The organism is Bacteroides sp. B1-V-101 (assembly GCF_023656585.1).
Lineage (GTDB): Bacteria > Bacteroidota > Bacteroidia > Bacteroidales > Bacteroidaceae > Bacteroides > Bacteroides thetaiotaomicron.
This window is the reverse complement of sequence record NZ_JAMOKH010000002.1, coordinates 307,219-332,644: the sequence shown is the minus strand read 5'-3', so window position 1 is coordinate 332,644 and position 25,426 is coordinate 307,219. Positions and strand designations below refer to the sequence as shown.

The window sequence follows — 25,426 nt, the reverse complement described above, 5'->3', positions numbered from 1 at the left end:
GGTTCCCGAAAATCAAATAAAAACAATATATTTGCCATTAGTAATACCCTAAACAACCGAATTAGTGAGAAAAACAATCCTTTTATTTCTGCTATTTTTAAGCGTAACTGCTGTCCGTACGTTAGGACAAAATATTACTTTCAGCCATTTGACCACAGATGACGGACTTTCCCAGTTTTCCGTCAACAGCCTGTACATTGACGAACGGGGCATTATATGGATAGGTACGCGCGAAGGACTGAACCGTTATAACGGTAACGATATCAAAAGTTTCAAGCTCAAGAAGAATGATCCGAACAGTCTGTTCAGCAATACCGTACTCCGTATCACAGGTAATAAGAACGGGAAGGTTTACCTGCTTTGCACCGACGGTGTAGCCGAATTTGACATGACCACTCAACGATTCAAAACCCTACTGCAAGGCAATGTGGACGCTATCTACTACAACGAAAAACTATATATCGGAAAAAGAGAAGAAGTATTCGTTTTCAACGAGAACACGAACAACTTCGACCTTTACTACCACCTTGCCGGGAAAGACATTAACCTATCCTGCCTCCATCTGGACGAGAAGAAAAACCTGTGGATGGGAACCACCAGCAATGGTGTTTACTGCCTGTCGGACGACAAGCAACTCTCTCAGCCCATCACGAAAGGAAACATAGCCAGCATCTACGAAGACTCATCCAAAGAACTGTGGATTGGCAGCTGGGAGGAAGGGCTCTACCGTATCCGCACAAACGGCACTATCGATAACTTCCGCCACGACCCGAAGAATCCGAACAGTATATGTTCCGATTTTGTCAGAAGCTGCTGTGAAGATAATCTGGGAAATCTATGGATCGGAACTTTCCACGGCTTGAACCGCTACGACAAAAGCACAGGACAGTTCCAACTTTATACCGCCAATGACAACAAACCCGACGGACTCACCCACTCTTCCATCTGGTGTATCGTGAAAGACGAACAAGGAACCCTATGGCTGGGAACTTACTTTGGCGGCGTCAACTACTTCAATCCGGAATATGAAATCTATACCCGCTATAAAGTGGGAGACACGGAGAAAGAAGGATTAAGCAGTCCCATCGTCGGCAGAATGACGGAAGACAAAGACGGTAACTTATGGATCTGCACCGAAGGCGGTGGCGTGAACGTCTACAACCGGAAAAACAATACTTATCGCTGGTACCGCCATGAAGAAGGCAGGAACAGTATCTCGCACAACAACGTCAAGGCAATCTATTACGACCGGACAGAGGAGATTATGTGGATCGGCACACACTTGGGAGGACTGAACAAACTCGACCTGCGCACCAACCGCTTTACCGTTTACCGGATGAAAGCGGGCGACCCGACCACACTGCCCTCGGACATTGTACGCGACATCGTGCCCTACGAAGACAAACTGATCATCGCCACACAAAACGGAGTCTGCCTTTTCAATCCGGCAACAGGCACCTGCGAACATCTTTTCAAGGATACCAAAGAAGGCAGAAATATCGGTATGGTGGCCAGCCTCTACATCGACAAGGACGAAACGCTATGGGTTTCCGCTACCGGAGAGGGCGTATATTCTTACCGCTTCGACACCGGCAAGCTCACCCACTATGCACACAATCCCTCCATTCCGAACACTCTCAGCAACAACAATGTCAACAACATCATGCAGGACAGCAACGGCAACCTGTGGTTCTCCACTTCCGGAAGCGGGCTCGACCGTTACCGCAAGGAGAGCAACGACTTCGAAAACTTCGATATGCAGAAAGACGGACTATCCAGCGACTGTATCTACGAAGTATTCGAGTCGTCCATACAAAAGGGAGACTTGCTGCTGATTACCAATCAGGGATTCTCCCAGTTTGACTATCCGCAAAAGAAGTTTTACAACTACGGTACAGAGAACGGATTCCCGCTGACTGCCGTCAACGAAAACGCATTGTTCGTAACGCATGACGGAGAAGTATTTCTAGGCGGCATCCAAGGCATGATTTCTTTCTGGGAAAAGAAACTGCACTTTACGCCCAAGTCCTACAGCATCATCCTTTCCCGCCTGCTGGTCAACGGAAAGGAGATCACTGCCGGAGACGACACCGGCATCTTGGAACAGTCCATCGCCTATACACCGGAAATCAGCCTGAAAGCCGACCAATCCATGTTCAGCATAGAATACGCCACTTCCAACTTCATCCCTGCCAACAGGAATGAAATCGTCTACCGCCTCGAAGGTTTCTCCGACGAATGGAATCACACCGACCGCAAACAGACGCTTATCACTTATACCAACCTGAATCCGGGCAAATATACGCTCGTCATCAAGTCGGACGGAGACGGTATCGAAGAAGCCCGACTACTGATCCGTGTATTACCGCCTTGGTATGAGACATGGTGGGCTTATCTGATTTACACCATTTGTACCGTCAGTCTGTTATGGTATCTCATTCAGAACTACAATTCCCGCATCAAACTGCGTGAGTCACTGAAATATGAAAAGAAGCACATCGAAGACCTCGAAGCATTAAACCAATCCAAGCTGCGCTTCTTTACCAACATCTCCCACGAATTCCGCACTCCGCTGACGTTGATCGTGGGACAGGTAGAAACGCTGTTGCAAGTACAGACATTCACACCTAATATTTATCACAAGATATTGGGAATTTACAAAAACAGCCTCCAACTGCGTGAATTAATTACGGAACTGCTCGACTTCCGCAAGCAGGAACAAGGGCACATGAAAATCAAAGTCAGCCGACATAATCTGGTGAACTTCCTGTACGAGAATTATCTGTTATTCCTTGAATACGCCAGCAGCAAGCAAATCAATTTCAAGTTCAACAAGCAGTCGGATGATATTGAAGTATGGTACGACCAGAAGCAGATGCAGAAGGTAGTGAACAATCTGCTGTCCAACGCATTGAAGCATACGAAAGCGGAAGATACCATCTCCATCAACGTATCGCAGGAGGATAAATACGTCATTATCGAGATCAAAGACACGGGAACAGGCATTGCCGCCGCCGAGATCGACAAGATATTCGACCGTTTCTACCAGACCGAACGCCTCGACTCGCTGAATACCGGAGCCGGCACAGGCATCGGACTGGCGTTGACAAAAGGTATCATCGAACTTCATCACGGAACCATCCGTGTAGAGAGCGAACCGGGCGAGGGAAGCCGTTTTATCATTACGTTGAAATCGGGCAACCAGCACTTTACGGAGGAACAAATCATACGGGACAACACCGACACCAACATTCAGCAACAACCGGAAACAATCGTTCCAACCGTAGAAATACTGCCCGATTCCGAATGGAAGGAGGAAGACAACAAACGCATCGAAGATGCGAAAATGCTGATAGTGGAAGACAACGAATCCATCAAGCAAATGCTGGCAGGTATCTTCGAAACGTTCTATCAGGTCATCACCGCTTCCGACGGTGTAGAGGCACTGGATATCATACAGAAAGATATGCCAAGCATCATACTGAGTGACGTTGTCATGCCACGTATGTCGGGTACGGAACTCTGTAAGCAAATCAAAACGGACTTCAACACCTGTCACATCCCGGTAGTACTACTGACGGCACGCACAGCCGTGGAACACAACATTGAAGGATTAAAGATCGGCGCGGACGATTATATCACCAAGCCGTTCAATACCAATCTCCTGATCTCCCGTTGCAACAATCTGGTGAACTCACGGCGGTTGCTACAGGAGAAATTCAGCAAACAGCCACAGGCTTTTGCCCAGATGCTTGCCACTAACCCGATGGATAAAGAAATGCTGGACCGTGCCATGGCCATCATCGAACGGCACTTGGATAATACGGACTTTAATGTCAACATCTTCGCCCGTGAAATGGGGATGGCACGTACCAATCTGTTCACGAAGTTGAAAGCCGTCACCGGTCAGACACCGAACGACTTTATATTAAGTATCCGTCTCAAGAAAGGAGCCGTCATGCTGCGGAACAATCCGGAGCTGAACATTACGGAGATTTCCGACCGCATCGGTTTCTCTTCTTCCCGCTATTTCAGTAAATGCTTTAAGGAGATTTATCACGTCAGTCCGCTTGCCTACCGCAAGGGTGAAGAAAAAGAGGAAGAAGGGAACGAAGAAACGGATCAATAACCCACAAACAGGTAAGCAAGTAGCATTTGTAACAGGAGAACCTATGCCAAAGTAGTTCCCTCCTGTTGGCACACTTGTGCCACGCTGCTGGCACGACCGTGCCATCGCGGTGGCACAGCTGTGCCAACAGCGTGGCACAAGATCCGGGCTACGATGTCAGGAAAAGGCATCCGTAGCCCCGAAACATTTAACCCTTTAGAATGGACTATTTTGTATCACACCTGTACATTCCTGCTCACTCATTTCCGCCAATCCTCTTATCTTTGTGTTCAGTAATCACTCCATAAAAGATCAACATTATGAAGAATGTCTCACGTTTACTACCGCTATTGCCCGGTATAGCCCTGCTGACCGGATGCAATCAGAAAGTACAAAAAGACAACGGACAAAACTCACAAAAGCCTAACATTATTTATATATTCGCGGACGACCTTGGCATAGGTGACCTTAGCTGCTATGGAGCAACGAAGGTCAGTACTCCCCATATCGACCGCCTTGCCGGACAGGGTGTACAGTTCACCAACGCCTATGCAACTTCCGCCACCAGTACCCCTTCCCGCTTCGGACTCCTGACAGGCATGTACCCGTGGCGACAGGAGAACACAGGCATCGCCCCCGGAAACTCGGAACTAATCATCGACACCGCCTGCGTCACCATGGCCGATATGCTGAAAGAAGCAGGTTACGCCACCGGAGTTGTCGGCAAATGGCATCTTGGACTCGGTCCGAAGGGAGGCACCGACTTCAACGGCCACATCACCCCCAACGCCCAAAGTATCGGCTTCGACTACGAGTTCGTGATTCCGGCAACCGTAGACCGTGTCCCCTGTGTATTCGTCGAGAACGGACACGTGGTAGGACTCGACCCGAACGACCCGATCACTGTGAACTACGAGCATAAAGTAGGCGACTGGCCTACAGGCGAAGAGAATCCGGAACTCGTAAAACTAAAACCCAGTCAGGGACATAACAATACGATAATCAACGGCATCCCCCGCATCGGTTGGATGACCGGAGGCAAGTCCGCTCTCTGGAAAGACGAAGACATCGCCGACATCATCACCGATAAAGCAAAGAACTTTATCGCCTCCCATAAGGAAGAACCTTTCTTCTTATATATGGGTACGCAGGACGTACACGTACCGCGCGTCCCACATCCCCGCTTTGCCGGGAAAAGCGGTCTGGGAACCCGCGGAGACGTAATTCTGCAACTCGACTGGACCATCGGAGAGATCATGAACACCCTCGACAGCCTCCAGCTGACGGACAACACCATCCTGATATTCACCAGCGACAATGGCCCCGTCATCGACGACGGCTACCAGGACCAAGCCTTCGAACGCCTCAACGGACATACCCCGATGGGTATTTACCGTGGTGGAAAGTACAGCGCTTACGAAGCCGGCACCCGCATTCCGTTTATCGTCCGCTGGCCTGCCAAAGTGAAGCCGAACAAGCAACAGGCTCTCTTCTCGCAAATCGATATCTTTGCCTCACTTGCCGCCTTGTTGAAACAACCGCTTCCGGAAGGCGCAGCTCCTGACAGTCAGGAACATCTGAACACGCTTCTGGGAAAAGACGACACCAGTCGTGAATACATCGTACAGCAAAATCTCAATAATACGCTCGCCATCGTGAAAGGACAATGGAAGTACATCGAACCGAGTGACGCCCCCGCCATCGAATACTGGACAAAAATGGAACTGGGCAACGACAGGCATCCCCAGCTGTACGATTTATCCGCCGATCCATCGGAGAAAAACAATGTAGCGAAACAGCATCCGGAGGTTGTCAGAGAGTTGTCCGAACTGCTTGAATCGGTAAAGACAAGATAACCAATGAGAATAGCAGATTTGTATTATTTTGTATCAATCTTGAATAATTCTACCCATATGAGAACAATCAATGCGTATATCTTTGCCATCGTAAATTCAACAAAATCACTTAATTTTTAATATATGAAAAAACATCTATCCAACCAGACAAGAAAAAGGATGCTCTCCATTTTGGGAATGCTCCTGCTTTCTGTTCCATTTGTGCTTGCACAAGTACTTGTCAAAGGTACTGTGAAGGATAATCTAGGAGAAGGTGTTCCCGGAGCCAGTGTTCAGGTAAAAGGCACTTCGCAGGGAACGATCACCGACCTTGACGGTAAATTCACTCTTAACATCCCCCAAAAGAACGCTACCTTGGTTATCTCCTTTATCGGCTACGTCACCGTAGAACAAAAGGCGGACTCGCAAAAACCAATGGTCATCACATTAAAAGAAGATACTAAAACGCTGGACGAAGTAGTGGTTGTCGGCTATCAGGAAGTACGCCGCCGTGACCTTACAGGTTCCGTGGCGAAAGCCAACATGGCGGATGTACTTACTGCCCCCGTCGCTTCATTCGACCAGGCACTCGGCGGACGTATCGCCGGAGTCAACGTAACCTCGGGCGAAGGCATGCCGGGCGGCAACATGAGCATCGTGATCCGTGGTAACAACTCACTGACACAAGAAAACTCGCCGCTGTTCGTTATCGACGGTTTCCCGATAGAAGATTCATCGGCAGCCAGCACGCTGAACCCTTCCGATATCGAGTCGCTCGACTTCCTCAAAGATGCGTCGGCTACGGCCATCTACGGTGCGCGCGGTGCCAACGGTGTTGTCATCATCACCACCAAGAAAGGTAAGGTAGGACGGGCACAATTATCCTATGACGGTAGTTTCGGTGTGCAGCACGTCACCCGCACTATTCCGATGATGGATGCTTATGAGTTTGTCAAGCTACAGAATGAAATGTATCCCACCGTCGTTGCCGGCTCATACCTGATGAACTACGAAGGCAAGCAATGGACACTGGACGATTATAAAGACATACCGCAATATAACTGGCAGGACGAGATATTCAAGACTGCCTGGCAGCAGAATCATACAGTCAGACTTGCCGGTGGTACGGAAGGTGTACGCTACAATGCTTCCTTATCTTACTTCGATCAGGACGGTACGCTGATAGAAACCGGTTACAAACGTATGCAAGGACGTATGAACACAGTAGTCCGTCGCGGCAAACTGAACATGAGTCTGACCACCAACTATTCACGCTCTATCCAGACAGGTAGTACTCCATCATCCACTTCTTACAGTGGTATGAACAACCTTTTCTATAGCGTATGGGGATACCGTCCGGTGACTTCCCCCGACACTCCGCTCAGCTTCCTGATGGATAGTTCAACGGACAACGCCGTAGATTCAAGCAACGACTACCGTTTCAACCCGATCAAATCGCAGAAGAACGAGTACCGGAAGAGCTACACCAACAATCTTCAGATGAACGGATTCGCAGAATACGAAGTACTGAAAGGACTGAAACTGAAAGTTTCCGCCGGATATACTTATGATTCACGCAAGCAGGATCAGTTCAACAACTCGAATACCCGCTACGGAGGTCCTACCTCTACAGATAAAGTGAATGCTCAGGTAACCCGTCAGGAACGCCTGACATGGCTGAACGAAAACACCCTGACTTATCAGACTAACATCAAAAAGAAACACTTCCTCAACGTATTGGGAGGTATCACATTCCAGAACTCGGACTATGAGATTTATTCATTCCGCACAACGCACATCCCCAACGAATCACTCGGTATGGCAGGCATGAGCGAAGGACAGGCAGGTACTACCACTTCGGCAAAGTCTTCATGGGCGATGTTATCATACCTCGGACGTGTGACTTACAACTATATGTCTAAATATTACGCTACCGTTTCTTTCCGTGCCGACGGTTCTTCCAAGTTCAACAAGGACAACCGTTACGGATACTTCCCTTCCGGTTCTCTCGCATGGAGCTTCTCGGAAGAAGAATTTATGAAGCCGTTGAAAAGTGTACTGTCCAGTGGTAAGGTTCGTTTGAGCTGGGGACTCACGGGTAACAACCGTATCGGCGAATATGATTATTATGCGCTCCTGGCGGTATTGAAATCAAGAGTCGGCTCGTATACATCGACAAACTCCCTCCCAAGCGGCGTCTATCCATTCGACAATGATGCGACGAATGCAGGTGTTGTTCCTACTTCTCTGCCCAACAAGGATTTGAAATGGGAAACAACCGAACAATGGAACGCAGGTCTCGACCTCGGATTCTTCGACGAACGCATCGGTATAACGATGGATATTTACCGGAAGACCACCCGCGACCTGTTGCTGGACGCTTCCCTGCCTTTTTCTTCGGGTTATTACAGCGCTACCAAGAATATCGGTAAAGTACGTAACGATGGTCTGGAACTTAGTCTGAACACCGTCAACTTCCAGACACGCGCCTTCAAGTGGACGACTAACTTCAACATTTCATTCAATAAGAATAAAGTACTGGCATTGTCGGAGAATCAGACAGCCTTGCTGACTGCCGCGCAATTCGACCAGAACTACAACGGTCAGTCCAGCTACATCGCCAAAGTCGGTCTGCCGATGGGACTGATGTATGGTTATGTCTATGAAGGTACATACAAGTACGACGACTTCAACAAATCGGGTAACTCATACAGCCTGAAACCGGGAGTGCCCCACTACTCTACTGAGACCAACACTCAGCCGGGTATGCCCAAATATGCCGACCTTAACGGAGACGGAGTAGTTGACTCCAACGACCGTACGATTATCGGACGCGGACTTCCGATACATACAGGTGGTTTCACCAACAACTTTGAATATAAAGGCATCGATCTGAGCATCTTCTTCCAGTGGTCATACGGCAACGATATCATGAATGCCAACCGCCTGTTCTTTGAAAGCTCCAACAACCGTTCACGCGAATTGAACCAGTTCGCCAGCTATGCCAACCGCTGGACACCGGAAAATCCGACCAGTGACATCCCTGCGGCTACCAACTCCTCTTCCAACCGTGTGATCTCTTCACGCATCATCGAAGACGGTTCGTACCTGCGTCTGAAGAACGTAACAGTAGGCTATACCTTCCCCGCAAAGCTGGTGAAGAAATGGAAGATAGACAAAGCACGTGTTTACGTTGCCGCACAAAACCTGTGGACATGTACCGGTTATTCCGGTTATGATCCGGAAGTATCTGTACGCAACAGTGCGCTCACTCCCGGTCTGGACTACTCTTCCTATCCGAGAGCATACTCTATCAGCTTCGGTGTAAGCCTGGGATTCTAAACGGATAATGATAGTAACAGTTAGAAAAAAGAATTCGATTATGAAAGCATTAAAAATAACAATCATAGCTCTATTGGCAGGTTTCAGCATGGTATCCTGTGACTTTCTGGACAAAGAACCTACCAAACTGACGCCGGAGAACTACTTCAACACCCCCGCTGAAGCCAACTCCTTCCTGACAGGCATCTACGCCATACTGTCGCAACCTACTTTCTACGGCGGTGACTATATGTACCTCGTAGCCGGTGACGACTTATCCCACTACGGAGGCAGCGGACGCGGTCCCGCATCTACCGGACTGATCTGCAACAACGCCACCACCAGTGACAACGCCGTGACTGCCTTCTGGTATGCCCTCTATTCAGGCATCAACCGTGCCAATATGTTCCTCGAAAACATCGACAAAGTAAACGGTTTCGATGCAGGCGTCAAAGAACAGTACATCGCCGAAGCCCGCTTCCTGCGTGCATTCTATTATTTCAATCTGGTAGAGTGCTGGGGAGATGTTCCTTTCAAAACAGTTTCAACCCAAAGCGTTACCAACCTGAATATCCCGCGTACGGACAAGCAGGAAATCTATGACTTCATCATCTCCGAAATGGCAGATGCCGCCGAGACTGGTCTGAAATCGGCCTCCGATCTTGCTTACAAGCCGGGACGTATCTCTCAGTCTACCGCATGGGGCATACTGGCACGTGTATATCTGTTCCGTGCAGGCGAGCATTACCGTGAAGGTCGCAATGCCACACAGGCCGAAAAGAAAGACTATTTCGAAAGAGCCAGCTTCTACGCCCAGAAAGTAATGACTGCCGGTCACAAACTGGCTGCCAACTACTGGGACCCTTTCATCGATATGTGTTCCGACAAGTATAACACCACTGCCAACGAAAGCATCTGGGAAGCCGAATTTGCCGGCAACAACACTTCGGATACACAAGCCGAAGGCCGTATCGGTAACATCATCGGACTCGCCGGTCCGGATCTGTCCTCCAAAAGCGATGTGACGGGAGCCAAAGACCCCGGATATGGCTATGCCTTTATCTACAGTACTCCGAAACTGTACAACCTTTATGTGAACAACGGGGATACCAAACGTTTCAACTGGAGTATCGCTCCGTTTGAATACAAAGAAGCCGGAGGCAAGAATACAGGCGTTACCCACCGTGAATTTGAGCAGGGCAAACTTGCTGAAGTAATGTCCCAATACGGTCAGCAACGCGGAACTTACCAGTACGCAGATGACACAGAAAAGACCACAGCCACCAAGAACTTCAGCCGTATGTGCGGCAAATACCGCCGTGAATACGAAGCGGATAAGAAAGACAAGAACTATACGTCTATCAACTTCCCGATCCTGCGCTATGCTGACGTACTGCTGATGATCGCAGAAGCGGAAAACGAAGCGAACAACGGCCCTACCACTCTGGCTTACCAGTGTATGAAGGAAGTAAGAGAACGTGCCGGACTGAACGAGCTTCCCGACATGACGCAGGAAGAATTCCGCCAGACCGTGAAAGACGAACGTGCCATGGAACTTTGTTTCGAATACACCCGCCGTTTCGACCTGATCCGCTGGGGTGAGTATGTGAAAAATATGAGAGCATTGGTAACCGAAGCACAATCCGGCAACAACTGGACGCAGGGACCTACCAACGTATATACCTACTTCAACATCTCCAGCACCTACAACTACTTCCCGATTCCGGATGCGGAAATGAGTGTGAACAAAGATATCACACAGAACAATCCGGGTTGGTAATCACAGTATTCATCGATAAAAGTATCATAGATTATGAAAACATATAAACTCATAGCCATCTGTATAGCAAGCCTCTTCTTTGGGGCTTGCAGCGACGGGCTGGACGAAGCGGTAGGTCTGCACGTAAAAGTAGCGACCAACGAGAATGTAAGCTTCGACGGACAGATCATTACTGCCAAAAAAGGTACTCCGATAGAGTTCATCCTTTCGGGCGATCCGGACTTCCTGACATTCTTCAGTGGAGAAGCGGGCAGCAAATACGAATATCGCGAACGCGAAACGATTGATCCTTCACAGATCAAGTCGTCTATGCTGAACTTCTCTATCTGGTTCCAGTACGGTAACCCGAGCACGACATTGGAGAAACACGTATATATCTCCGACGAATTCACCGGATTATACAAGGATAATTTCGAAGCTGACTCTTTGCTTGTAGAGCAATTTGAGAAAGACGGTAAATGGAAAGAACTGGTTCCGCAGTCCGCATTCCCGACAGCGGCGGTAGGCAATGCCGATCTTGCCACTCCATACAGTTTTGATATGAAAGAATACATGGGCAAACGGATTGCAATCGCTATCTGCTACCGTGGCATTGACAATACAGTGGCACAATCCAAGATGTACTTTGAGCGGATGCGCATCAATAATGTGATGACGAGCGGACAGGAAGCAGAATATTCTGCCGGTTCTTTCGGCTTTACTCCGATCAATATGAAGAACAAATGGAATCTGAAGGATCAGACCAGCATGACCAAAGACCGTGAATACGGGACAGTTACCAATAACGTATCCGGTATCTGGAACCTGACAGGTGTAGGCGGCGGCTCCTTCTTCATCCATAGTACGAATGCCAACGATCCGCTGAAATACAGCTGGCTGGTTTCCGATCTGATTACCGTTAACTCTTGCAGCCCCGATCAGGGAACGAAAGTAAAGGATATTACCCAGCGTCTGGATAAGTACACATATACCTACAATCAAATTGGTATCTACAACGTGACATTCCTCGCTCGTAATGCCAATATCGATCATTCCTCCACGACTACTTACCACATGGTGGTAAACGTAGTGGAATAACAATAAACGAATAAAATAATAACTAATACATTATATCTATGAATTACTTTAAATCAATCATGTTAACCGCATTTGCGCTGTTTGCATTGGCAGCGTGCGATACAGACGACTTGAGAGACGATGTTGACAATCTGAAAGACCGCGTAGAGTCTTTGGAAGCACAAGTCAGTCTATTGAACGATAACATGACAGCTATCAAGCGACTGCTTGAAGGTGGTCAGACTATCACAGAAGTGACGAATACAGACGGTACATATAAACTGAAACTGAGTAACGGAGAAACCATCTCACTGACACAAGGCTCGAAGGGAGAAGTAGCTTATCCTGAGATTACTGTCAATGATGAGGGCCAATGGGTAGTGAACGGTGAGGTATTGATGCAGAATGGCATACCTGTTCAGGCTGTGGGCACTCCCGGTAAGGATGGTATAGCTCCCAAGTTCCGGATTACGGACGAGGGAAGTTTCTGGCAGGTAAGTTATGATAACGGAACCAGCTGGGAAGACGTACTCGACACAGACGGTCAAAAGGTATCCGCAGTCAGCGATGGTTCCGGAGGAAGCAGTGCAGACTCTTTCTTTGAGGAAGTATACGTAGATTCAACCGGGGAATTCTTCGTTGTCAAACTGAAAGGACAGACGGAAGCCATCTCTATCCCTATCGTAAAAGACTTGCTTTGCGAAATCACCGAACCGGAAACCGGAATGAAGAACGGATACTGGGAAATAGGCTATGGCAAGACTGCCACTACGACTGTAAAAGTGAAAGGTGAAAACATTATCGTTACTGCTCCTGCCGGATGGGTGGCTACTGTGAGCGAAGCGGATGAAACGACCAATGTAGCTACATTGAGCATTACAGCTCCGGCAAACGCAATGAGTACACGTGCAACGGCGGATAACGGTTCCGACGTAACAGTGCAGGTTAATAAGGGTGCCAGTTGGGCGGTTGCCAAGATTCAGGTGAAGGCAATTCAAGTAGTTGACAGCTACTATGCTTTATATAATAGCGGAGCCACATTTACGGTAAATGGAATTGAAGTAAATAACACTAAATTCGAGAATGCAACATACATTGATACTGATCAGACAATCACTACTCCAGGCATCTATTTTATCAAAGGAGGAGTTACAGTCAACTATAACAGCACCACAAATGCCGCTAATTTGCTTTTCATCGGAGATGATTCACAAAACATCAGTACAGTGGCAATTACAGGAAATTATATCAGACTCAGACAAAATACCGAAACTGGACATTTCTTGTGTAAAAACATTGTATTTAAAGCAGCCGAAGGATTCACTAATTATCTGTTTACTGTTTATGCAGACGAGTCATTTGCTAACGTAGCTTTTGATCAATGTCAGATTGCACTCAATGGCAAACCTGTAAGTGCCATTACTAACGACAAAAGGAGTATTGCCAATTTCAGCATGGAAAATAGTACAATCAAGATAACAGCTGTTACACAACAGTTTATTATCAATACCAGCAGTAATAAGAATCAGGATTATGGCAATGTCATCTTTAGAAACAACACATTCTATTGTCCGTCAGGTAAAGTAAATCAATTGGTTTTATTCAATGGTTCAGCTTCAGGTATAGCCAATCTGACCATAGAAAACAATACATTTATAAACTTGGAAACAAATACCGGTGGCTACGTAAACATAGGCAATCTGGCGAAAACCTCTATTAAAAATAATATCTTCTGGACAAATACAGACGGAACAGGTAATGTAGTCATCATTCGTCCTCAGATAACATCCCCAACAGGAGATATTTGCGCAGATAACCTCCTTTACAAAACTATGACCTATAACTGGCAAATGTTCTATGGAGGCAAACTACCGTTTGAAGGAGCAGAAGAACTGAAAGCATTAACATCCAATCCGTTCGACGGCGGCACCTTCGACCTCGCCAACGGTATCTTCGTTCCGAATGCAGAATATGCCGAATACGGTGCAACCAACTAATATCGACTAACGTATGAAAAAAGTAATATCAATCATATGTATCACCCTCCTCGTCGCACTTTACTCGTGCGACGAACGGGATGATCTGCGCTCCGACATTGACAACCTGAAAGAACGGGTAGCCAATCTGGAAGCGAGCATAGAACAGATGAACTCGGACATCAGCAACTATCAGCAGATGGTTGAAGGTAAGATTCTGGTGGTGGGATATAGCAAGGATGAACAGGACAACTATACCATCGAACTGAGTAACGGCGAAACTGTAACCATATACAGCGGCAAAGTAGACATGAACGATATGCCCTTGTTCAGCGTCAACGCGTCAGGTCACTGGGCATATACCATCAACGACATGACCACCGAACTGCTCGTTAACGACAAACCGGTAAGCGCCATCCCCGAAGCGGGAGCAGCAGGCGTCACCCCGAAACTGAAAGTAGATGCAAACGGTTTCTGGCTGGTCTCTATTGACAACGGAAGCACCTGGAACAAACTAGGCAACAACCAGATTGCCGACGGAACGCAAGCCGTTGCCAACGCAAGTTCCCTGTTCAGCAACGTGACCATCGACGAAGCGACCGGGCAGATCACCTTTACCATCCGTGCCGACAACAGCCAAGTAAAAGTCCCCATCTACGGAAAAGACTTCTACCTGACAATCAAGTATGAAGGCACAGCCACTTTCGGTCTGGGACAAAAGCAGGAATTCCTTGTAGAACAAGCCAACGTGGAAACAGCCACCATCGAAAACCAGACATGGGGCGTGAAACTGACGGAAAACAAACTGATCGTCACCGCCCCCAAAACAAACGTGCAAGGGAAAGAATACGAAGAACAGATTTACATCAAGATATTCTCGAAAGAAGGCTACTGCCGGGTAGTGAAACTTCCGGTAAAACTGCTGACCACGGAGATAGATGCCAACTCGGCTTTAGCCTGGCAACACTTCAGGCAGGGAGAGGACAATGTGCTGCTCGACTATTCGTATGCCGGATATAATCATGGAGAAAGTGCGCCGCAAGGCGCATTTTCTTTAGGATACCAAGTGATCAACGTAAAAGAGCGCATGACCGCCAAGAACATGACCGCCCGTGAAGCGCTGATCAGCATCCTGCAAGAGAAAGGTATGACAAGAGTAAACGGAACCAACAAGCTGAACGCCAACGCGAGGATTGTAATCTATTTCCCCGCAGGCGACTACGTTCTTCACAACGACGACGACAACACCCGCGACGAAAGCAAGCAGAAGGACGCCGTTGACTCGAAAAACAACAATGTCAGCAGTGGCATTGAAATCTATGGCGGTAACTTTGTGATCAAAGGCGACGGTCCCGACAAGACCCGTCTGATCATGGAAACGCCTAATCTGCCGACAAGTATCAGCAATCTCAGTTCATCACCTATACTGTTGGCAATCAAGCACACCAACGGTCCGAACAATGCCGGTAACTCCCCCAAGCTCGCTTCCGTAACCGAGAATGCCAAGCGCGGAGACTTTACCGTGAAAGTCAGTGGAACCACCGGAATCTCCTCCGGACAGTGGGTACAGTTGCGCTTGCGCAGCGGAGACAGGGAACTGGTAAAGAAGGAAATCGGTCCGATTGCCCTCAACGAGAACTGGGCGATAGCAAAAGCCCCTATCTCCATCAACCAAAGCTCCGACGACCTATACGGAGTAAAAATCACCGAATTTCATCAGGTGAAATCCGCCGCAAACGGCAAGATCACTTTCTACGAACCGATCATGCACGACATCGACATCAAGTATAACGATACGGAAGGATGGGAAATCCGCACGTACAAATATCTGGAGAATGTCGGTATAGAAGACCTGAGCTTCGTAGGAAACGCATTGGACGGCTACGCCCATCACGGAGAAGGACACGCCGAACAGGCTAAAGTAGGCTGGCAATACGACGGAGCCTACAAACCGCTGCTGCTGCAACGTGTAGTCAATTCATGGGTACGCAACGTCCACTTCGAGAGTGTCAGCGAAGCGCTTACTTTTGCCGAATCTGCCAACAGCTCGGCATACGATATCCGTATCAGTGGAAAACGCGGACATTCAGCCGTACGTTCGCAAGGTTCTTCACGCGTCTTTATCGGCAAAGTCCGCGATGAAAGCGCAGGAAATGACGTATACGGAAAGAGTTGTCAAGGGCAGTTCCACGGCTGCGGCGTATCGAAGCCAAGTGTAGGAACCGTATTATGGAACGTAACCTGGGGCAATGACGCCTGTTTCGAATCCCACGCCACACAACCCCGTGCCACGCTGATAGACAATTGCAGCGGCGGACTTGTATACTACCGCGCAGGAGGCGATGAAAATGAAGTCCCCAATCACTTGGGCGACCTCACCCTATGGAATCTGAATGTGACCGGAACAGACTCTCACGCTTCTAACTTCGCATGGTGGAGCGACAGCGATACATGGTGGAAGATTTTCCCGCCTATCGTAGTTGGTACACATGGTATGAATGTGAAATTTCCCAGTAAAGAGCAGCAACAAGTCACATACGAAGAAAGTACCGGTATGAAGGTATCCCCCGAATCTTTGTACGAGGCACAATTGCGGGAACGTCTGGGCTATGTACCCGGATGGCTCAACGCCCTTAAGTAACAACCAATCACCCGCACGATTTTTCTAACCTTCAGTTAAAAACGTATATGAAAATCAGACTTTAATCAATTTAACACCCAAAAGAGAGGGGCCGGGAGGTTCCTCTCTTTTACTTTTCCGTATATCTACAGGAAATAAGAAGTTTTTTAAGTACTTTTGTAAATCAATAATATACGCAGTATGAAAGCAGACCACCCTGAAGATATAGAAGATATAAAGGAACTCATAGCCCAAACTGAAAATGAACAAGTGGAATTTAAAGAAACCACCGGACAATTGGAACGTGGCATGGAAACGCTTTGTGCTTTTCTTAACGGAGAAGGCGGAACGGTCTTATTCGGCATTACAGACAAAGGCAAGATAATCGGGCAAGAGGTTGCCGATGTAACCAAAAGGAGCATTGCGGAGGCTATCAACAGATTAGAGCCAACAGCAAACGTACACGTCTTTTATATTCCCCTTCCAGACAGTAGTAAGAAAATAATAGCACTCCATGTTGAAAATTCAAGAGACAACCGCCCATTTTGCTATAAAAGTCGTCCTTATTATCGTGTAGAAAGTGTAACATCCGCCATGCCACAAGCAGTGTATAATCAATTGCTGATAATTCGCGACGAGGCAAAATATCGTTGGGAACTGTTTGAAAACCCTAAACTCTCTTTGCAGGATATGGATGAAAATGAAATTCTGAAAACGGTCAGACTCGGAATAGAATGTGGTCGTTTGCCAGAGAACACAGGAAACAACCTCTCCATTATTCTAGAAAAATTTGGGTTACTGGTGAATGGCGTATTAAACAATGCTGCCGCTGTACTGTTTGCCAACCGGGAACTGATAGAATATCCGCAATGTCTTTTAAGGCTGGCGCGTTTCAAAGGAACAGATAAAATGGTCTTTATGGATAATCAGCGCGTACAAGGTAATCTGTTCCAATTGCTTGATTCAGCAATGACCTTTATATTCAAGCACCTTTCTTTGTCGGGCACAACCGAAGCTTTGGAGCGGGAAGAACATTTGACGATTCCTTATAAAGCTATACGAGAAGGGATTATCAATTCACTTTGCCATAGACAATTCCGGACTCCAGGCGGCTCTGTAGGAATAGCTATTTATGATGACCGTGTGGAAATTGAAAATCCTGGAACATTCCCTCATGGCTGGGATATGGAAAGGATGAAATCCGAACATTGTTCAGAACCTCGGAATCCTTTAATTGCCAATGTCCTCTATAAGCGCAAGTTATTGGAAAACTGGGGACGTGGTATCAGCTTAATGACAGAAGAATGTCGAAAAGCCAATTTACCGGAACCGGAATTTAAGTTGGCCAATGGTTTTGTGATACTTGTTTTCCGATACGGGACAAATAACCACACAAGCACCATGCAAGTACCACATAAGCACCACATAAGTACCATACAAGTTCAGTCCCTATTGAATATAATGGAATATAACACCTATTCCGTTAAGGAAATGATGGAGCTTTTAGAATTGAAAAACCGTAGCTATTTTTCAAAAGAATACTTAAAGCCTGCTGTTGAAACAGGAGTTATAGAGCCAATTTTCCCTGACCAGCCTAAAAGCCCGAAACAGAAGTATCGGCTGACAGAAAAAGGAAAAGCTTTATTAGAGAAAAGATAACAAATAACGAATAGCAAATTAAAAGATATGCAAGATACACTACCCATCCATTTTGCTCCGCTGCAAGGTTACACCGAAGCAATTTATCGCAATGCACATGACGCCTTCTTCGGCGGTGTAGACACCTATTATACTCCGTTCGTACGATTGGAAAAAGGGAACTTCCGTCGCAGAGATGTCCGGGGAATCGAACCTGAGAACAATGGAGTGCCCCACCTGATTCCTCAGTTGATAGCCTCATCGGCAGAGAAAGCAGAAGTGATTTTATCCCTTTTCATCGAAAAAGGATATCAGGAAGTGGATATAAACCTAGGCTGTCCGTTCCCGCTTCTGGCGAAACGTCATAACGGCTCCGGCATCCTTCCTTATCCCGAAGAGGTGAAAGCATTGCTCAGCATTGTCACCCGATATCCGCAAATCAGCTTTTCCGTCAAAATGAGACTGGGATGGGAACAGCCGGATGAATGCCTGGCACTCGCCCCCATACTCAATGACCTGCCTCTGCGCCAGATCACCATGCACCCCCGTCTGGGCAAACAAGGTTACAAAGGAGAAGTTGACTTGCAAGGATTTTCAGCTTTCCGGGAGGTCTGCCGACTTCCGCTTGTTTACAATGGAGACATTCATAATTTGGAAGATATTCAACGCATCAGCGCACAATTCCCCTCACTGGCGGGAATCATGATAGGACGCGGACTACTGGCAAATCCGGCTTTAGCACTGGAATACAAAGAAAACCGTACGCTCGCGCCCGATGAAATGAGGGATAGACTGAAATCCATGCACAAAAGCGTGTACAACAATTACGACGTACTATTGGAAGGAGGAGAGGGACAGCTACTGACTAAAATGAAGACCTTTTGGGAATACCTGGCGCCCCAAACCGACAGAAAAGTACTGAAAGCGATTCATAAAAGTACGAATATCAGCAAATATTATCAGGCTGTCAGTGCCTTTTTTAATCAACGGTAGATTGAGAATCAGTTATTTTATGTAATTTTGCGCCCGTTTATTAACAAGCACATTATGAAAAAATACATTCTATTATCTCTCTGCTTGATGACACTATCAAGTAGTTTCGCACAATTAAAGGATTTTAAATTCAAATTCTACGGACAGATTCGCACGGACTTCTACTATAACAGCCGTGCCAACGAGGAAACTGTAGACGGATTGTTCTACATGTATCCCAAAGATGAAGTGCTCGACGGCAATGGTGAAGACCTGAACGCTACATCGAACAGTAATTTCTATACATTATACTCCCGTTTGGGACTGGATGTGGCAGGCCCGAAGTTGGGAACAGCCAAGACATCCGCCAAAGTGGAAGTGGACTTCCGCGGGTCGGGAACTTCTTACTCCACCATTCGTCTGCGCCATGCATACTTTAACCTGGACTGGGGAAAGTCGGCTGTACTGGTAGGTCAGACATGGCATCCGTTGTTCGGTGATGTTTCTCCTCAGATTCTTAATCTTTCCGTAGGAGCACCGTTCCAGCCGTTCAGCCGTGCACCGCAGATTCGTTATCGCTTCAACAATAAACACCTTCAGTTGACCGGAGCGTTGGTATGGCAGTCTCAGTATCTGTCACAAGGACCTGCCGGTAAAAGTCAGGAATACATAAAGAAGAGCAATATCCCTGAGATTTATGTCGGAGCAGATTACAAAAACGGAGGATTTCTGGCGGGTGCCGGCATCGAAATGATTTCATTAAAGCCACGTACTCAATCTTCATGGGAAGAAAAGACGTTTGATCCGACCACCAATGGTACTATATCAATCCCACATACGTACAAAGTAGACGAACGTATCACTACCCTCTCTTATGAGGCTCATGTAAAATATACCAATAAAAATTGGTTCATCGGCGCCAAGAGCGTATTAGGTTCCAACCTGACACAAGCATCCGGTTTGGGAGGATTTGGAATTAAGCACATAGACAACAAGACAAAAGAGCAGGAGTACACTCCGATACGCTTCTCCAGTTCCTGGCTGAATGTAGTCTACGGACAGAAATGGAAACCGGGAATCTTTGTAGGATACGCCAAAAACTTAGGAACAAGCGACGAATTAGTCTCTGAACAACTCTATGGCACAGGAACCAACCTTGATAAACTGGTAACTGCCGGAGCTGAACTTACCTACAATGTTCCTCACTGGAAGTTCGGAGTTGAGTATACATTGAGTTCGGCATGGTACGGCAAGCTGGACAAATCGGATGGTAAAATCATAGACACCCACTCCGTCAGCAACAACCGTATTGTAGCAGTCGCTATGTTCATGTTCTAATTTGCAGAAGATCATTCAACAGAATTTAAGTTCCTACATCACTTTAAGGCCGACTAAAAAGTCGGTGGTATCTTAAATCTCCTCCTTCGGGAAGGAGGAGTACCCGCAGGGGGAGGTGGTAGGTGAATACACGATTCTTTCATTCATAATCAATTAGAGATAACCTTATTTTACCTACCACCCCGGCTTTCAGCCACCCCTCCTTCCCGAAGGGAGGGGAATTAATGATACTATTGACTTATTTGTCAGTCGCAATTTGTTTCAAAAAGTTTCAAGGCGTGAAACAATCAGGAGAAATACTCGATTAGGATGATTTGACCGCCCGATCCGATTAACTCAACCGTATCAGTTGTTTCAGTTGACCTGTTCTTTTAGGAAGCATTAAATCATTTATTAGTCAATAATGGATGATCTCTCAGTCATTAATAGCTGATTTCTCAATTATTAATGGCTGAGAGATCAAACGTTAACAGTTGAGAAATCAGCTATTAACATCCTGTAAGTCAAAAGATAACATTGTAGAAATGAGACAGATCAGGATGAGGCAGAGTGAGAGCAACCGTTTGCCCTCATACCTGCCACCACAGTTGCTACCACACCGAAAACCACGATGAATAAAAGGATACAGACCATTTGTTAGAGCATGAGAGCAAAACGGCTATCAAATCACTGTGGAGAGCCTGACCGATATGTAGGCTCCTCAGCTTTCATTGCTGCTATTACAGCCGATTCCTTTGGCCGTAAATGCTCTTGGGGGATCTGATTATTCAGATAGCATGCCACAGAACAAAAGATTATTTCTCCAGTTCTACCTCATAGCTGGCTCCATCCTTACAGAGGAAGCGAAGCACCGTTTGTTTTTTATCCTCGGATACCACCTTGCAGTAAGGGGTCTCCACTACCTTCCACCTGCCTTTCAGAGTCACCGTCACAGGAATCTCACCGCTTTCATTGTCAATCCACGGGCGGGAATAGATGCTGCGCTCCATACGTTTTCCGTCTTTATCGAAAGCCTCATCACTCGGACCACGATACAATGCCAAATCCGGTTGAGCTACAGTCAATAATACTTTATCAGCAGATTCCTTACGGACCATCACTAAGCAGGACGTATCCGTACGCTGCAATAATCCACCGGGAAGCAGTGACTGGGGAGTTTCAAAAAGCACATAAGAAGTTATCCTGTCCGAAGGCGATTCAAGGATATGTGCATTCCGGTCTTGCTGTAATACGCTGTAGGCAGGTTTCTTTGCAAAGGCAGTCATCGTCTTCCAGTCGGTTCCCGGCAGAATGGCATATTCGTAGCTTCCCGCTTTCGGTGCTTTCCCATGGTCGATAATCAATGATACCCAGTCTCCTTTCGTTTCTTTGCCTGTATCCTGCATACGGGAGTATTGCGGAAAGTTTTTCTCGAATCTTGCAGCAACCGGCACATAATATCCGGTACCCAGATGATCCATCCATACTTTTCCTTCACCCGCATTATTCTTCCAATAGTCATGTGCCGCTTTATCTGTCACCACCAGTTGGAAGATGGTCGTTTCCGTTGGATAATCCGTGTTTGCATTCTCGATATCCGAGCCCAGACAAACGATCATTCCATCGATGAAATGGTAGGATTTTCGCGCACGATGTGTTCCGTTATACTTATCGTGTTCGTGCAGTTTCATTCCGAAGTTGCCATTCATCTTTCCTTGTGACAGGCCGCCGGCAAAGGCTTCATCCGAATAAAGCATCTCTTCCATTCCGGAGAATGTATCTACATTCAGCACGTTGGCTTTGAGCAGGTCCAGCGGGAGATGGATGGAAGTCACTCCCGGAATGCGGTTCCAGTCGAAACCTTCCTGCTGCCATCCGCTGGTGGCGGGAGTCACTGTCTGTCCCGGAGGTGCTGTCAGTATCTGGAGACTTCCATGTGCCAGATAGCGTCCATAGAGGTTGTGTCCCAGATAATGCTCGGCAGCCCAAAGGTAGCGTGAATGTCCGCGTGCCACAGCCGACCAGTTTTCACGCCGTTGCACAGATACACAGCCATAGCCTAGCGAGAGATTGCCCTGCGGATCGGGTTCGGCACGAAAACCGTTCTCTACCAGTCGTTTGGCAATCTTACGCTCCTGAGCGTTCGAAACTTTCGGCATATATTCCGGTGCCTGTTCCGCAGAAGAGGAATCGGAAGATACGAGACGCAGGTAGGCGGATGCCATCTCTTTATCAAAATCGCCCTTTCCATCGGGAGTTCCGGCAATTGCCATCATCGCATAGTGCATGGGAACTAATTTCCCCTTTCCATCGGGATGGCGCCCGGACATAGACAAGGGAAAGTTCAGTTTATTGCAGTAGAAACGCATGGCAAGCAGGACATCTTTGACTGTCCGGTGTGCCAATTCGGAAACGGCAAGGCTTGTCCGACTGAAAAGGTAAATCATATTCGTTGCCCCGTCCAGTCCTCCAACGGCATAGGCAGGGTAGTTATTACGGTGATGGAAAGCCCCTCCGTCCACTTTGAAAGAACCGGCCAATCCCAGTGCAGGACGGCAGCCGTAGTCAATCCATCGGGAGAAGGATTTCAAGTATTGCAGTTTCTCCGGCGTGTCTTCCATCATCAGAATGCTTGCGATACGCCCGGTGGTTTGTGTATTGAAAGAATCCATGTCGATTCCGTTGCCTTCCGGTTTGGGATATACCTCGTTGGTGATGGCATACCAGCGCAATGTCCGCTCCGCTTCTAGCAGTTTTCCTTCTTCCCGCAATACATCTTTCATCAGGAAATAAGCCGGATAAAGTCCGCGCACGCTATATCCGTAATGATGAATATTGCCCCAGCAACTACCATAAGCCACTCCCTGATCGGTGATATGGTCGTACATCGCAAGAAATTTCCGCCTCATCTCCTCGCGGATCGGTGATCCTGCCTCACTGTTATTGTAAGCCACGGCAATCCGTTTCATCAAGTCAAAATAGGCACGCATCTCTATTCCCATCTTGGTCAGCATATCCTTGTCCCAGTCCGGAATCATCCGTTCGTAGGCTTCGGAAGCACGCACCATGAAAACGGGCACTCCGGACACTTGCCCGTCCTTATAGGTTATCTGATAGAGGTCGTATTTCTTACAGATGGTTTCGGCTTCTTTTTCCGTCACCTTCCCTTTGGTATAGATCATGTCACGGAAACGCTTTTCCAGCAGTTTCATTTCCTGCCGCTGCGTGTCGCTTACGGGAGTCAGTTCGATGTCCGGTTTCAGCAGGGAGTGTTTGTAGAGTACCAGCCAGTGATTGGTAGTGCCGGCATTGACAAAGGGGACTTGCAGATCGGCTGTCTGCTGACGGGCGTCTACCTTCGTCGCAGTGATCAGATGATCGATGAAAAGGCGTCCTTTTGCATTGGGAGCCACGATGCGGAGCTCGTTCATTCCTTCTTCCGGCGTGCCTTGCATATCGCGTTCATAGCAGACCCATGCCGCACGCCAGCCTTTGAAATTGATGCCGAAAGGAAAAGAAGCGCACTTACGGCCGTCTTTCAGAAATTCAAACTCGATAGCAGCGTCCTGAGGCTGCTCATTGTATATCCATACGATGAAAGCGGAAAGATACAGGTCTTTCCCTGTCGGGTCCTTCTTTTCAAACTTCAGGTCTTTCCGGAGTTCCAGTTTCCCGTTCGGTTCGAAGGTCCATTCCAACGAATGTTTCCCGTCTTTATAATGTGCACCGGATATGCCCAACTGAGACTGAACACCGGTTATACAGGCAGGCAACTGCGGTTCTTCAAAAGAGAACATCCGCTCGTCCGTAACTATCTGCGCATTGAGGAATGCCGGACAGAGAAAAGACAATATCAGCATCGTCACTGACAGAGTAAAAGATTGCTTTATCATAGAATATATTGTTTTAGGTCCGATGGTAAATCGGTTTATCATTAGCCGGTATTTACAGAGAAGATCACCTGTTCATCTCCCGAATGCAAAGAAACCCCTCTTTTGTTGGAAAGAGGGGTTCAAATCGTACAAAATAGTTCAAATTATGTGCTATATCTTATAGATAATGACCGATATGCTCTCTGCCGGTCCTGCTTTTAAGGGTGAAGTTCTTTAAAAGCCGCATTCTCTTCCTGCACGTGCTGAATGGTTTGTTTCAGCTCTGCAATCGGCAAATCATATCCATACCAGCCGGTATAACAATCTACTACATACCATTTTCCATCGGGCAGCAATTCGAACTCCACACGTAAGTCGATCTCCGATTCTTCGTATCCCGCCTCAAATACCTTATGTGCCGGTTCGTTCAGCGTAAACTTAGATACATAAATGCCGCCCTCTTCCTGAGTGATACGTTCTTCTTTCAGCGTTTCACTGTCCAGCAACGGCCACTTTTCCTTCGTAAAAGGGAACGTTTTCTCAGTTTCCCCGTCATCCGCCAATAAAGTAACCGGCGTTTTCAACGGAAACTTGACACGAGTATACTGAAACGCCGCGCTGGAAGTAAACTTATCCAGAAACGACTTGAAATCTTCTCTTGTCTGTGCTGCTTCACTTTCTACTTTCGCCCTGGAGCTATTGCCACAGGAAATAAATGAAATACCTGCCAGCAATGACATGACCATCAAACAGCATGCAAACTTCTTAGCTCTCATAACACGATATAAATTAAGAGTTTAAAATAACACTGCAAAGATAATGACAAGTTCAATATCTTGATACGAATCGGGAAGAAAATAGTTAAACTACTATAAATAATATACTTACCACACCTCATTATTCCGGTATTAAAATACCTTTGTCATAAATC

12 protein-coding genes are annotated in these 25,426 nt (G+C 47.2%); 10 read left to right on the top strand and 2 right to left on the bottom strand.

The features are described from left to right. Window positions 1-64: 64 nt before the first annotated feature. The 10 genes from NBH01_RS02830 (at window position 65) to NBH01_RS02785 (ending at window position 20,644) form a co-directional block, all read left to right on the top strand. Complete coding sequence (locus NBH01_RS02830; protein ID WP_250699966.1) at window positions 65-4,129, top strand: hybrid sensor histidine kinase/response regulator transcription factor; 4,065 nt, start codon at window positions 65-67, stop codon at window positions 4,127-4,129. Window positions 4,130-4,428: 299 nt separating this feature from the next. Then, entirely contained in the window at window positions 4,429-5,964 is a 1,536-nt protein-coding gene (locus NBH01_RS02825) for a sulfatase family protein (protein ID WP_061473277.1), read from the top strand. Between the two features lie 159 nt (window positions 5,965-6,123). Next, a complete protein-coding gene (locus NBH01_RS02820; RefSeq protein WP_050581224.1) occupies window positions 6,124-9,285 on the top strand; it encodes a SusC/RagA family TonB-linked outer membrane protein in 3,162 nt (1,053 codons plus the stop codon). Between the two features lie 40 nt (window positions 9,286-9,325). Continuing rightward, the gene (locus NBH01_RS02815; protein ID WP_011108773.1) at window positions 9,326-11,044 is read left to right on the top strand and encodes a RagB/SusD family nutrient uptake outer membrane protein; all 1,719 of its coding nucleotides are present in this window, start codon (window positions 9,326-9,328) and stop codon (window positions 11,042-11,044) included. A 33-nt stretch (window positions 11,045-11,077) separates the two neighbouring features. Continuing rightward, window positions 11,078-12,121, top strand: a complete 1,044-nt coding sequence (locus NBH01_RS02810) for a DUF5017 domain-containing protein (protein WP_011108772.1) — start codon at window positions 11,078-11,080, stop codon at window positions 12,119-12,121. A 38-nt stretch (window positions 12,122-12,159) separates the two neighbouring features. Then, window positions 12,160-14,097 (top strand): PL29 family lyase N-terminal domain-containing protein, encoded by a 1,938-nt coding sequence (locus tag NBH01_RS02805; RefSeq protein WP_225679972.1) that lies wholly within the window; start codon window positions 12,160-12,162, stop codon window positions 14,095-14,097. A 13-nt stretch (window positions 14,098-14,110) separates the two neighbouring features. After that, window positions 14,111-16,717, top strand: coding sequence for a BT3328 family hyaluronic acid endo-lyase (locus NBH01_RS02800; RefSeq protein WP_250699965.1), 2,607 nt, complete (start codon window positions 14,111-14,113; stop codon window positions 16,715-16,717). 180 nt (window positions 16,718-16,897) lie between these two features. Next, the gene (locus NBH01_RS02795; RefSeq protein WP_008767538.1) at window positions 16,898-18,355 is read left to right on the top strand and encodes an ATP-binding protein; all 1,458 of its coding nucleotides are present in this window, start codon (window positions 16,898-16,900) and stop codon (window positions 18,353-18,355) included. A gap of 27 nt (window positions 18,356-18,382) precedes the next feature. After that, window positions 18,383-19,327 (top strand): tRNA-dihydrouridine synthase family protein, encoded by a 945-nt coding sequence (locus NBH01_RS02790; protein ID WP_225679976.1) that lies wholly within the window; start codon window positions 18,383-18,385, stop codon window positions 19,325-19,327. A 54-nt stretch (window positions 19,328-19,381) separates the two neighbouring features. Further along, entirely contained in the window at window positions 19,382-20,644 is a 1,263-nt protein-coding gene (locus NBH01_RS02785) for a DcaP family trimeric outer membrane transporter (RefSeq protein ID WP_181035906.1), read from the top strand. 794 nt (window positions 20,645-21,438) lie between these two features. Here the strand turns inward: NBH01_RS02785 and NBH01_RS02780 are convergent. Both NBH01_RS02780 and NBH01_RS02775 read right to left on the bottom strand, forming a co-directional pair. After that, entirely contained in the window at window positions 21,439-24,516 is a 3,078-nt protein-coding gene (locus NBH01_RS02780) for a chondroitinase family polysaccharide lyase (protein WP_250699964.1), read from the bottom strand. Between the two features lie 197 nt (window positions 24,517-24,713). Further along, on the bottom strand, window positions 24,714-25,271 hold the full coding sequence (locus NBH01_RS02775; protein ID WP_048698395.1) for a hypothetical protein: 558 nt from the start codon (window positions 25,269-25,271) through the stop codon (window positions 24,714-24,716). Between the last annotated feature and the right edge of the window lie 155 nt (window positions 25,272-25,426).

Bases quoted from the DNA above. Each gene is read 5' to 3' on its own strand.
- NBH01_RS02825 (WP_061473277.1), top strand. From the start codon at position 4,429: ATGAAGAATGTCTCACGTTTACTACCGCTATTGCCCGGTATAGCCCTG.
- NBH01_RS02820 (WP_050581224.1), top strand. From the start codon at position 6,124: ATGCTCTCCATTTTGGGAATGCTCCTGCTTTCTGTTCCATTTGTGCTT.
- NBH01_RS02815 (WP_011108773.1), top strand. From the start codon at position 9,326: ATGAAAGCATTAAAAATAACAATCATAGCTCTATTGGCAGGTTTCAGC.
- NBH01_RS02810 (WP_011108772.1), top strand. From the start codon at position 11,078: ATGAAAACATATAAACTCATAGCCATCTGTATAGCAAGCCTCTTCTTT.
- NBH01_RS02805 (WP_225679972.1), top strand. From the start codon at position 12,160: ATGAATTACTTTAAATCAATCATGTTAACCGCATTTGCGCTGTTTGCA.
- NBH01_RS02800 (WP_250699965.1), top strand. From the start codon at position 14,111: ATGAAAAAAGTAATATCAATCATATGTATCACCCTCCTCGTCGCACTT.
- NBH01_RS02795 (WP_008767538.1), top strand. From the start codon at position 16,898: ATGAAAGCAGACCACCCTGAAGATATAGAAGATATAAAGGAACTCATA.
- NBH01_RS02790 (WP_225679976.1), top strand. From the start codon at position 18,383: ATGCAAGATACACTACCCATCCATTTTGCTCCGCTGCAAGGTTACACC.
- NBH01_RS02785 (WP_181035906.1), top strand. From the start codon at position 19,382: ATGAAAAAATACATTCTATTATCTCTCTGCTTGATGACACTATCAAGT.
- NBH01_RS02780 (WP_250699964.1), bottom strand. From the start codon at position 24,516: ATGATAAAGCAATCTTTTACTCTGTCAGTGACGATGCTGATATTGTCT.
- NBH01_RS02775 (WP_048698395.1), bottom strand. From the start codon at position 25,271: ATGAGAGCTAAGAAGTTTGCATGCTGTTTGATGGTCATGTCATTGCTG.